This is a genomic window from Pedobacter sp. 01T416_2 (genome assembly GCF_056398925.1).
On the sequence record NZ_JBFTQI010000108.1, the window covers coordinates 1 to 10,757 of the forward strand.

Annotated in this window: 9 protein-coding genes and 1 pseudogene; all 10 read left to right on the top strand. The window is 37.3% G+C overall.

All coding sequences use genetic code 11. The features are described from left to right. The coding region (locus tag AC1DPQ_RS06845) for a radical SAM protein (protein ID WP_477608519.1) at positions 1-1,253 on the top strand (1,253 nt) is incomplete at its 5' end. Position 1,254: 1 nt separating this feature from the next. Continuing rightward, positions 1,255-1,449 carry a hypothetical protein gene (locus tag AC1DPQ_RS06850; RefSeq protein WP_215129284.1) on the top strand — a complete coding sequence of 65 codons (195 nt, stop codon included), beginning with the start codon at positions 1,255-1,257 and terminating at the stop codon, positions 1,447-1,449. A gap of 9 nt (positions 1,450-1,458) precedes the next feature. Beyond that, positions 1,459-1,653, top strand: a complete 195-nt coding sequence (locus AC1DPQ_RS06855; protein WP_477585865.1) for a hypothetical protein — start codon at positions 1,459-1,461, stop codon at positions 1,651-1,653. 81 nt (positions 1,654-1,734) lie between these two features. Then, positions 1,735-4,134: a phenylalanine--tRNA ligase subunit beta gene (gene pheT / locus AC1DPQ_RS06860; RefSeq protein ID WP_477608521.1), complete on the top strand. Its 2,400-nt coding sequence runs from the start codon at positions 1,735-1,737 to the stop codon at positions 4,132-4,134. 31 nt (positions 4,135-4,165) lie between these two features. After that, positions 4,166-4,456: a hypothetical protein gene (locus AC1DPQ_RS06865; protein WP_029277274.1), complete on the top strand. Its 291-nt coding sequence runs from the start codon at positions 4,166-4,168 to the stop codon at positions 4,454-4,456. A gap of 33 nt (positions 4,457-4,489) precedes the next feature. After that, complete coding sequence (locus AC1DPQ_RS06870; protein ID WP_029277272.1) at positions 4,490-4,780, top strand: cell division protein ZapA; 291 nt, start codon at positions 4,490-4,492, stop codon at positions 4,778-4,780. Between the two features lie 294 nt (positions 4,781-5,074). Beyond that, complete coding sequence (rny, locus tag AC1DPQ_RS06875; RefSeq protein WP_029277270.1) at positions 5,075-6,646, top strand: ribonuclease Y; 1,572 nt, start codon at positions 5,075-5,077, stop codon at positions 6,644-6,646. Positions 6,647-6,748: 102 nt separating this feature from the next. After that, positions 6,749-7,264, top strand: coding sequence for an Mpo1 family 2-hydroxy fatty acid dioxygenase (locus tag AC1DPQ_RS06880; protein WP_477583001.1), 516 nt, complete (start codon positions 6,749-6,751; stop codon positions 7,262-7,264). A 111-nt stretch (positions 7,265-7,375) separates the two neighbouring features. Beyond that, positions 7,376-10,192, top strand: a complete 2,817-nt coding sequence (locus AC1DPQ_RS06885) for a TonB-dependent receptor (protein WP_477582999.1) — start codon at positions 7,376-7,378, stop codon at positions 10,190-10,192. 116 nt (positions 10,193-10,308) lie between these two features. Further along, positions 10,309-10,757, top strand: a pseudogene (locus AC1DPQ_RS06890) (hypothetical protein); the annotation flags it as partial.

Consider the following 10,757-nt stretch of genomic DNA (forward strand, 5'->3'; position numbering starts at 1 on the left):
AAGTAATGATTGCTGATGATGTAGAATATTACAAACAGATCAGGAATTACAATAAACAATCGGAAATGCCACTTAAGTTTAATACTAAAGTGCACTACGGTTGCCCTTACGATTGCGGTTTGTGTACCGATCATGAACAACATTCGTGTTTAACCGTAATAGAGGTTACTGATCGTTGCAACCTGGCCTGTCCAACATGTTATGCCATGTCATCGCCAAGTTATGGCAGGCACCGTACACTGGAAGAAATAGAGCGTATGATGGATGTTGTTGTGGCAAACGAGGGTGAACCCGATGTGGTTCAACTTTCGGGTGGAGAACCAACCGTACATCCCGATTTTTTTAAGATTTTAGACCTTGCCAAAACAAAACCCATTAAACATTTAATGGTGAATACGAATGGTATCAGGATTGCAAAAGATATTGGCTTTGTAGAAAAATTAGCAAGCTATATGCCCGATTTCGAAATTTACCTGCAGTTTGATAGTTTCAGCGCCGAAGTATTAACCAAGCTAAGGGGAGAAGACCTTACAGAAGTAAGAAGAAAAGCCATCGATCACCTCAACCAGTTTAATGTATCTACTACTTTGGTGGTTACTTTGCAAAATGGCCTTAACGATCATGAAATTGGCGATATTTTAGATTATGCACTTAAGCAGAAATGTGTTCGCGGCGTTACTTTCCAGCCTACTCAGGTTGCCGGAAGAAATGATGATTATAACGATCAACAGGGAAGAATCACCCTAACTGAGGTGCGCAGAAAAATTTATGAGCAATACCCTGTTTTTACCCCTCAGGATTTAATCCCTGTACCCTGTAATCCCGATGCGCTGTGTATGGGTTATGCATTAAAAATCGGCGATGAGGTGATCCCGATGACACATCTGATCAATCCGGAAGATTTACTCAACAATTCGAAAAATACCATCGTTTTCGAACACGATGAAAAATTGAAAGAACACATGCTGAATTTGTTTAGTACAGGTGTTTCGGTAGATTGTGCCGAAGATACCTTTGGCGAATTGATGTGTTGCCTTCCAAGGGTAAAATCGGATAGTTTAAGTTACGATAATTTATTTCGGATCATCATCATGAATTTTATGGACCCGCTGGATTTTGATGTACGCGCTGTTAAAAAGTCATGCGTGCACATTGTGAGCGATAAATATAAAATGGTACCCTTCGAAACTATGAATATTTTTTACCGCGACAACAAAATAGATCTGATCAGGGAAAAATTAAATATGAACTAACATGGAAGGTTTATTTGGATTATTCATTGTTTATTGTCTTACTGCAGTTGTACTCTTTGTGGTGGGAATTATTCAGATTATTATCAAATCATCAAGGAACGAGCCTGTAAAATCTGGGTTAAAATTGCTTATTATTTCGGTAATTATGATGGTCATTGGTTTTGGTGCCTGTGCGGTGTTGCTCTTTAACAGTTAAATATCGGCTATGGGACTTTTTATTGTATATTGGGTAGTTGTCGCATTGTTGTTTGTAATTGGCATCATTCAGATCATTGTAAAAGCTGCGAAAAATCAACCCGTTAAACCCGGCCTTAAACTGGTTATTGCATCTATTATAATGTTGGTAATAGGGGCAGGAGCATGCGCAGTAATTCTATCTAATTTAAATATTGGCCATTAGTCATTTTTATTGTGTTCTTGAACYAAGGTTTTRGCGCTCRYAWGYCTCAAATCTCATGTCTAGAATCTCAAATCTCAATAAATGAAAATATCATATAACTGGTTAAAACAATTCGTACAGATCGATAAAACACCTCAGGAACTTTCGTTAATTCTTACCAATGTTGGTTTAGAAGTAGAAAGTGTAGAAAAAGTGCAGCCTGTTGTGGGCGGTTTAGAGGGCTTGGTTATCGGCGAAGTATTAACCTGTGTTCAGCATCCCAATGCCGATCGTTTGCGCATTACTACGGTAAACGTTGGGGGTAAAGAAAACCTTCAGATTGTTTGCGGTGCCCCAAATGTAGGTGCTGGCCAAAAAGTGGTAGTAGCTACCGTAGGCACAACTGTATATCCTTTAGAGGGCGAACCATTTAAAATAAAAGAATCAAAAATCAGGGGAGAACTTTCGCAGGGAATGATCTGTGCCGAAGATGAAATCGGTTTAGGTAAATCGCATGATGGGATTATGATCCTTGCCAATGATACCGAAATAGGAATCCGTGCAAAAGACCATTTCAAAATGGATGACGATTTTGTTTTCGAAATCGGATTAACACCAAACCGTGCTGATGCGGCTTCTCATTTAGGTGTGGCGAGAGATTTGGCCGCTTATTTCAGAAGTGAATATGAAATGCCTGATCTTTCAGCTTTTAAAACAGATAACGAAAATCTGGTAATTCCGGTAGAAGTAGAAGATTTAGCCGCTTGTCCGCGTTATAGCAGCCTAACACTTTCTGGTGTTACTGTAAAAGAATCGCCAGAGTGGTTAAAAGATAAATTAAAGGTAATTGGTTTACGTCCCATCAATAATGTGGTTGATATTACCAATTATGTGCTTCATGGTTTAGGACAGCCTTTACATGCTTTCGATGCCGACAAAATTACGGGCGGAAAAGTAATCGTGAAAAAAGTAGCTGAGGGGACACCTTTTGTAACCCTTGATGATGTTGAGCGTAAACTCAGCGCAGATGATTTAATGATCTGCAATACCGAAACACCAATGTGTATTGCAGGTGTTTTCGGTGGAAAATCTTCTGGAGTTGATGCTAATACCAAAAATATTTTCTTGGAAAGTGCTTATTTTAATTCGGTTTCTGTACGTAAAACCTCAAAAAGACATGGCTTAAAAACCGATGCTTCTTTCCGTTACGAGCGTGGTACCGATCCGGAGATTACGGTTACGGCTTTAAAATATGCAGCATTATTAATTAAACAACTGGCTGGCGGGGAAATCTCTTCATCAGTTTCTGATATTTATCCAAGTCATATCAAGCCGTTCGAGTTTGAAGTAAGTTATACCAATATCAATAAATTAATTGGTGCAAACATTCCATCAGCCGAAATTAAACACATTATTACCGCTTTGGGTATTGCTGCAACCAATACCTCTGAAGAYACTTTGGCTTTAAGAGTACCATCGTTTAAAGTTGATGTAACCCGCGAATGTGATATTACAGAAGAAGTATTGCGTATTTACGGCTATAACAATATCGAAATCCCTTCAAAGGTAAATGCATCGCTTTCTTACAGCATCAAACCTGAAAAAGAAAATACGCACAACGTAATTGCAGATATGCTTACCTCAAACGGTTATGCAGAAATTATGTGCAACTCGTTAACTAAATCGGCTTATTCGAAAAATTTAGACGAAGCTGTATTTATTTTAAATCCATTAAGCAGCGATTTAAATGTAATGCGCCAGCATTTACTGATGCCGGCATTAGAAAGTGTGGCTTACAACCAGAACCGTAAAAATGCTGATGTTAAGTTTTATGAATTTGGTAAAACCTATCACTTAATTAATGAGCAGTATATAGAGCGCTCAAGGTTATTATTGTTGATCTCGGGTGCTAAACAGAGCGAGCAATGGAACCACAATGCTAAATCGGCTACCTTTTATAACTTAAAATCGGCAGTTGATGCCATTATAAGCCGTTTGGGTATTGCAAGCTATCAAACCGATACCTTAAACGATGAAAACTTTGCTTACGGGATTAAATATTTCCGTGGAGATAAGACCCTGGTAAGTTTTGGTGCAGTTTCAAAAGCCGACCGTAAAGTAGCCGATGTAAGTGCGGAGGTTTTTTATGCCGATTTTGATTGGGCTGCCTTGTTGGATATTGTAAGGAAAAATAAAATCGTTAACAAAGAGGTTTCTAAGTACCCGCAAGTGCGTAGAGATTTATCTTTATTGATCGATCAGGCGGTAACTTTTGATACTTTAAAAGGTATTGCTTTCAAAACTGATAAAAAGCTGATCAAAGAGGTTGGTGTGTTCGATGTGTATGTAGGTGATAAATTACCTGAAGGCAAAAAATCGTATGCCTTGAACTTCATTTTGCAGGATGAGGAACAAACCTTAACCGATAAGCAGATTGAAAACACGATGCAGAAATTAATCGCGAATTTAACGGCACAAGCTGGTGCAGAAATTAGGAAATAAAATATAAATTCGTATTTTTAGAAATAAATTCATGACTTCTGTTGCAGATCAATTAGATAAGGTATTACAAAAAACGGCTCAGGTATTAGAGCTATGTAATGCGCTACAGGAAGAAAATGATTTATTAAAGCTTGAAAATCAATCGTTAAAAGTAGCACTCGATACAGCGAAAGGCAAAAATGTAGAACTTGATGAAAAATTAAGGGTTACAAAATTGGCTAAAAGTATAGAGGGAACAAGCGAAAAATCGCTTGACATTAAACAAAAAATTAACGATTTTGTGCGGGAGATTGATAAAAGTATTGCATTATTAAAAAAATAATGATGCAGAGAAATCAGAAACTAAGCTAAACAAATGGGAGAAATCTCGATTAAAATAACCATTTCCGACCGTATTTATCCACTAAAGGTGAATATGGAAGAGGAAGAAATTGTGAGACGGGCAGCAAAAATGATCAATGAGCGCATAAAAGATTATCAGGATAATTATGCGGTTAGAGATAAGCAGGATCTTCTTTCTATGGCAGTATTACACTATGCAACAGCCGTATTAAGAACAGAAAATAAAGTACAAAATCAGGATACTGCTGTTGCCGATAAAGTTGAAGAATTGGATGTTTTACTCAGTAATTTCTTTTCAAAATAAGGTTCGTTCTTTCGGCGATTCGTCACTCTGAACTTGTTTCAGAGCTTATTTAATGAGATCCTGAAATAAATTTAGGATGACGACGCTAATATTAGCATAAAAACATAGCCGCGGCTAGTTTTTGAGTTTCAAATTTTATAAAACTTAACACTTCAATATCTATAGGGTTAAGAGGGCGTATTTCATCTGCTATGGCACCTGAAAATGGCTTAAACCCTAATTATGCTTAGTTGAGGTTTAAAATGTATGAGACTTTAAAAATTAGTTGCGGTTTTTTTTTACTTAAAAAACAAAATGGAAATAGTTGAAATATTAGGATACGTATTTGCCGTAATAGCGGGTATTGCTATCGGAGTGGTGGTAGGAAGATTCCTACTGCGTAACTTGCTTAAACAGCAGGAAGTTGCAGCACAGAACAAAGTGAAAAAGATTTTAAAAGATGCTGAAAACAATGCAGAGATCTTAAAAAAGAATAAACTTTTAGAAGCAAAAGAAAAGTTTTTGCAAATGAAAGCGGAGCATGAGCAAGAAGTAAATGCCAAAAACAATAACATTAACCAACGCGAAAATACCATGAAGCAGAAAGAGCAATCGGTAAACCAGCGCATGGAAAATTTCAATAAAAAAGAACAAGAACTCGATAAACAAAAAAGCGTTTTAGAAAAGCAAACCGAAATTGCGATTAAAAAGCAAGAAGAAGTTGAAGTGCTTAAAAACCAACACCTAAAACAATTAGAAACCATTGCTGGTCTGTCTGCCGAAGAAGCTAAAGAGCAATTGGTAGAAAATCTGAAACAAGAAGCCCGTACACAGGCAATGATGCAGGTGAAGGATATTGTTGATGAGGCAAAGTTAACGGCGAGCAAAGAAGCTAAAAAAGTAGTAATCCAAACCATTCAGCGTACTGCTACCGAAGCTGCAATTGAAAATTCGGTTTCTATTTTTCATATCGAAAGCGATGAGATTAAAGGTCGTGTTATTGGTAGAGAGGGTAGAAACATCCGTGCTTTAGAAGCTGCTACCGGTATTGAGATTATTGTTGATGATACACCAGAAGCAATTATTTTATCAGGTTTCGATCCGGTAAGAAGAGAAATTGCCCGTTTGGCTTTACACCGTTTGGTAACAGATGGTCGTATCCACCCGGCTCGTATCGAGGAAATTGTAGCGAAAACCAAAAAACAGATCGAAGACGAAATTGTAGAGATTGGTGAGCGTACAGTAATCGATTTAGGTATCCATGGTTTACACCCTGAGTTAATCCGTATGGTTGGCCGTATGCGTTACCGTTCATCTTACGGACAAAACTTGTTACATCACTCTCGTGAGGTAGCTAATTTCTGTGCGACGATGGCTGCCGAATTAGGCTTAAATGCTAAAATGGCTAAACGCGCAGGTTTATTACACGATATAGGTAAAGTGCCTGATGATAACCCTGAATTGCCACACGCAATTTTAGGTATGCAATTGGCCGAGAAATATAAAGAGCACCCTGAAATTTGTAATGCTATTGGTGCCCACCACGATGAAATTGAGATGACTTCAATGATCTCTCCAATCGTACAGGCTTGTGACGCAATCTCTGGTGCGCGTCCGGGTGCACGTCGCGAGGTGGTAGAAAGTTATATCAAACGCCTTAAAGATTTAGAAGAACTGGCTTTATCTTATCCTGGCGTTGAAAAAACGTTTGCAATTCAGGCTGGTAGAGAATTACGTGTGATTGTAGAAAGTGAACGTATTACTGATGCACAGGCAGAACTTTTAGCTGCAGATATTTCAACCCGTATTCAAACCGAAATGACTTATCCAGGGCAGATTAAGGTTACTGTAATTAGAGAAACCCGTTCTGTAGCATTTGCGAAATAATTTTTTAAAGACCTTATAGGTTTTTAAAAACCTATAAGGTCTGAAGGACAAAACAAATTATAAAGCGATGGATATTCCATCGCTTTTTTTTATTTTTACATAATGAGCAAGCAAACCATAACAATCGAACCAAAGCGGGCAGTAGATGTGCTTTTTGATAAGTATGCCGAAAGTCACCAAAATCCAACAAACAAGCTGGTGCACTGGATCTGTGTTCCGTTAATTGTATTCAGCTTACTGGGGTTGATCTGGCAGATTCCTTTTCCACATATCGGTTTTTTAGGTAGCTACAACGGTTTCTTTAACTGGGCGTCTTTTCTATTGGCCTTTAGCTTGTATTATTACTTTACACTTTCACCTGTGTTGTTTTTCTTAATGATCTGGGTGGTGGGTTTAATGAGTTACATCATCGTTAAAATTGAACAGGCGGTAGGCTTAGGTAGTGGAACGGCCTATGCCATTTATGCGGCAATATTTGTAGCCGCCTGGATCGGTCAGTTTATTGGGCATAAAATTGAGGGGAAAAAACCTTCATTCCTTGATGATGTTAAGTTCTTGTTAATAGGTCCGATCTGGTTATTGCACTTCATTTGTAAGAAAGTAGGTATTCGTTACTGATTCGAAAAGTGATTAACATTCAGTTAACCTTAAGGTAAAGTAATATTAATTAATACCTAACTTGCAGTTAACACTGTGGTAATACTTTTGCCCTTATCAAATAAAGGCAAATTGGACTTACTAAACTCTTTTAAAAGAGCGGCACTCACTGTGTTCGCTTTAACGATCAGCATATTATCATATGCGCAGACAGGAAAAATTTCTGGAACAGTTACCGATAAAAAAACCGGCGAAACCTTAATTGGAGTAACGGTTAAAATTAAAGGTACCACTAAAGGTACTTCTACAGGAGCTGATGGTAAATATACTATTGCTGCATTGCAAGATGGTAAATTTATTATCGAAGCATCGTACGTAGGTTATGCTACAAAGGAGGTACCAGCTGTTGAAGTAAATGGTGGAGGTACAACTACCTTAAACCTGGCGCTTGATGAATCAAATTCTCAGAAATTGGCTGATGTACAGGTAAAAGGCCAGGCAAGTAGAGAGACTGAAACGGCACTTTTATCGCTTCAAAAAAATGCAATAGAAATTAAACAGGGCATCGGAATCCAGGAACTATCTAGAAAAGGTGTAAGTGATGTTGAAGAAGGATTGACAAAAATTACAGGTATTACTAAGGTAGACGGCAGGGGTTTATTTGTAAGAGGTTTAGAAGATAGGTATAACAACTTATTAATAAATGGTTTAGCAGTACCTTCTAACAATCCGTTTAAAAAAATTATCCCCTTAGATCTTTTTCCAACGGATATTGTAAGTGTTTTGGAAACTTACAAAACTTTTAACTCAGGCTTATATGGCGATTTTGCCGGTGGAACTTTTAACATTGTAACCGCTAAGGGCGAAAAAGCAGTAACTAAAATTAATATTGGTACCAGCTTTCTTTCTAACAGTAGCTTTAAGAAATTCTTAAGACCTGAAGGTGAAACTTCAATTGGAGATTACTTTGGTTTTCCTAATAATGGACGTGATTTACCTAAGGTTTTCGGCAAGAAACCATCATCTTATACCATGACTGGAAACGAAGCCAATTCGCAATTYGGATCCGGTTTCGATGTTGAAGAGGGAAATGCGCCTTTGAATACAAATATTGGTATACTACATACACGAAAAATCAGATTTGAAAACAACCGCTATTTCCAGTATCTGGTTTCTGTAAATACAGATAATAATTTTCAGATTAGAGAAGGTGTAGATCGTTTCTTTAATACCGCACAAGGTATTTACGACAACAACTTATATACCACTAAATATAGGTTTTCTACCAATTCATCGGTATTAGGTGCAATTAATTATGGTACCAACAGGTTAAACCTTAATTTAAATGCCTTTTATTTAAAAGGAACAGAAACAATGATTCAGGATCAACTGGGTTATACCAATAGCCAGGCTACGGTTACTAACTCATTTATCCGTTTAAACCAGTTGCAAAAAACCGATTTCTTTACCGGTCAGGTATTCGCGAATTATAAAATAACCGAAGACGACAGACATAGCGTAAGGGCAGGAGCTTCTTATTCAAAAACAGGTTATGAGCTTCCTGATAGAAAATCGTTTAAAGGAGTACAGCTAGATGCGAATACCACATCAATTAGTTATACCGGCAACAGTATTTCAAGACAGTATATGGATTTTAACGGCGATTTCTTCGGATCTGGTTTATTGGAATATAACTTGAAGTTTGGAAACGGCGATAAAGAAAAAGCCAATAAATTTACACTAGGTTACAATGGCTCTTTCAATAAAATAGAATCTAATTTCAGGTTTTTAGTTTCGCAAAATCTAGCCTCTAATAGTGCTACTTTTAATACCAATCAGCCTGATGCTACATTGGCTGGTCAGATTGCTAATGGCGGCTTTACTTATAATGAAGGTACAGGTGCAACCTACCTTGCCCGCATGCAAGAAAGTGTTAACGCTGGTTATGCCGATTTATCGTTGGTTATCGGAGATAAAATTAACATCAATGGTGGGGTAAGGGTAGAGCAATCTCAACGGATTACCAGGTTTAGAAATCAGGGTACTTTTGATGACCCTCTTGTGAGAGTAACTAAAAATAATACTGATGTTTTACCAGCCGTAAACTTTAAATATTCGGTTACTGAGAAAACGAACTTAAGGCTATCACTTTCAAAAACCTTAACCAAACCGGTTATTATGGAAGCTTTCCCATTAGAGTTCGTAAATCCGGATGCGACTATCGAAAATGGTAACCCTAATGTGGTAAACAGTAAAAACTACAATGTTGATGTAAAATATGAGTTTTTTCCTTCTAATACAGAAATGTTTGCCATAACAGGTTTTGCCAAATATTTGAAGAATCCTATAGAACGTTTATTTACACAAACCGCAGGAAGTGGTGGTTTAGCCATTACTTATGATAACTCTAAAAAAGCAGTTTTATATGGTGCTGAATTAGAATTTTTATTGCAACTCTCAAGGTTCAGCGAATCCCTTTCTAATTTCTCGGTTGGTTTCAATACCTCATTGATGTATACCCAAACTACTATTGATAAGGTAAAAAATAGTGCTGAAACTGCTGCTATTGGTAATGATAATACCCGCAAGTTGCAGGGCGCGTCACCGTGGTTAATCAATGCTGATATCAAACATGAAAGTAATTTTGGTAAAAACTGGAAAAGCACCATCACTTTAGCCTATAATATTTATGGCGAACGTATTTATGCTGTGGGTACCAATGGCTTAGATAACTACTACGAGAAACCATTTGGAAAACTAGATTTGATCTGGAACAACAAAATTGCGAGCAAGTGGGATTTAAAGTTTGGTGTAGAGAATATCTTAAATCCAACTTATAAAGTTGATTTGGGCGAAAAGAGCTTAGTGAAAATATACGAGAACAGCCTTACTGTTAAAGATTATAAAAGAGGTGTTGGCGTGTCGTTAGGCCTTGGCTACACATTCTAATTTAATATTACGATTCCTTAACCTTCGGTTTACGTAATGTTAAACATGGGTTAATGTATTCAAAACATAGGAAAACTAAATTTACACATCAAAAGGAAAATTAAAAAAGATTAAAAATGAAAAAATTACTTTATGCAATTGCTGTGTCAGCTACAATTTTTACGGGCTGTTCAAAAGACGAAGATGATGAAATCCCTACAAAAGTTCCGGTAGTAGGCGAAATCACAGGCGATATTACAGCTAACAGAACATTGGCTTTTGGTAATTATACGTTAAAAGGTATTGTTAAAATTCAATCGGGTGTTACTTTAACTATCGAGGCAGGTTCTACTTTTACCGCAGATAAAGCTGATGGTGATGATGGTTTAGTAGTATTAAATGGTGGTAAGCTAATTGCCAACGGTACTGCCGATAATCCGATTGTATTAACCGAAAAATCAAAAGTTGGTGGTTCTTGGAATGGTATCATCATGTATGGTGATGCGCCGATTGTAAACTCGGCATCAGGGGTACAAACTTCAAACTCTGAGGATGGTTTGTTATTACCATACGGTGGTACTAATGC

Bases quoted from the DNA above. Each gene is read 5' to 3' on its own strand.
- rny (WP_029277270.1), top strand. From the start codon at position 5,075: ATGGAAATAGTTGAAATATTAGGATACGTATTTGCCGTAATAGCGGGT.
- AC1DPQ_RS06865 (WP_029277274.1), top strand. From the start codon at position 4,166: ATGACTTCTGTTGCAGATCAATTAGATAAGGTATTACAAAAAACGGCT.
- AC1DPQ_RS06850 (WP_215129284.1), top strand. From the start codon at position 1,255: ATGGAAGGTTTATTTGGATTATTCATTGTTTATTGTCTTACTGCAGTT.
- AC1DPQ_RS06880 (WP_477583001.1), top strand. From the start codon at position 6,749: ATGAGCAAGCAAACCATAACAATCGAACCAAAGCGGGCAGTAGATGTG.
- AC1DPQ_RS06855 (WP_477585865.1), top strand. From the start codon at position 1,459: ATGGGACTTTTTATTGTATATTGGGTAGTTGTCGCATTGTTGTTTGTA.
- AC1DPQ_RS06870 (WP_029277272.1), top strand. From the start codon at position 4,490: ATGGGAGAAATCTCGATTAAAATAACCATTTCCGACCGTATTTATCCA.